Origin of the sequence: Streptosporangium sp. NPDC051023 (assembly GCF_040689595.1) — a bacterium.
Classification (GTDB): Bacteria; Actinomycetota; Actinomycetes; order Streptosporangiales; family Streptosporangiaceae; genus Streptosporangium.
Map to the genome: position 1 here is coordinate 1 of NZ_JBFBCE010000264.1, position 1,155 is coordinate 1,155.

1 protein-coding gene is annotated in these 1,155 nt (G+C 65.5%); it reads left to right on the plus strand.

Annotated features, from left to right (window positions below; genetic code table 11):
• Window positions 1–399 precede the first annotated feature (399 nt).
• Window positions 400–882 carry a hypothetical protein gene (locus tag AB0395_RS48575; RefSeq protein WP_366295176.1) on the plus strand — a complete coding sequence of 161 codons (483 nt, stop codon included), beginning with the start codon at window positions 400–402 and terminating at the stop codon, window positions 880–882.
• Window positions 883–1,155 lie beyond the last annotated feature (273 nt).

The following is a 1,155-nucleotide window of genomic DNA, read 5'->3' on the forward strand; positions in this document are numbered from 1 at the left end:
TCCATCGAGATGCGCGACACCGACGAGGACGTCTTCCGCGCCGCGGAGGAGCTCGGCATCGACCTGTCTCGGCGCGAGCCGAGCAGCGTCGAAGAAGTCTGACGGTTCCCCTGCGCGACCCGCGGGTGTCGGACCCGCGCCGGAAGGAAAACGGTCCTCCTCCGGCGTGGGTCCGGCAGCACCTTCACTCACCACGACCAGGCCGTACGGGGAGCCGCACGCGCCGAACGCGACATGCACCGCATGGCGTGCGCCGATGTCGGTGACCTCGGCCGGAACGCCGTCCAGGCCCCGGAGAGTTCCTCGACCGGCACATCCCGGCCAAGACAGTCTGCCCAGCTCTCCGAGGGGGTTCCGCGCCACGGCGAGACATGGGGACCGCAAGCTTCGGAGGACACGATGAACGACGAGATGGCCGCACTGCTCTTCGATGTGGTCGAGCGTCTCCAAAAGAACATCGTCGCCCGCGACTGCCCCGCGATCGTCGCTCTCAAAGGGGAGCGCAGGCTCGTGCTCAGCGACTACGACTACCTCCGCGATCCACGGTCCGCCACCTCGTTCGAGACGCGGGCAGCCGCCAAAGCACAGGAAATCCAGGCGACGCGATGGGTCTTCGCCGTCCCTTTGATATGGGTCACCACACCTGAAACCGTCTACAGCCGGGCCGTATCCAACCACCCTCTACGCGAAGGGGAACAGGAAACAATCACCTGGATGAGTTTCCATGAAAGCGACGGCGTGGATTACGGGCGCGTCCCGTACACACGCCGCCCCAGCGGAGAACCAGTGTTCGACGACCCGGAGATGTTCGCCGTAGGCGTGCGTCCGGCCCAGACCATGCCGGGCCACACTCTCCTCCACGAACTCTTCCCGAACAGCTGATTCAGCCTGGTGCCTCGTTTCCTTTTGGTGGTGAGATCAGGCGTACCGTCGGGGCCCTGCGGGTCGCGGGTGCCGCAGATCGCCCGCGAGCTCGGCTGCGCGGAAAAGAGGGTGCCCGATCGGGAAAATGACGAGATCCCGTCCGATCAAGCCGATCGGACGGGATCTCGTCAACGTCCCTCAGGCCGTTTTGAGAACGACCCTGGAGTGGAGCTATGGGGATTCGAACCCCAGACCTCCTCCATGCCATGGAGGCGCGCTACCAGCTGCGCC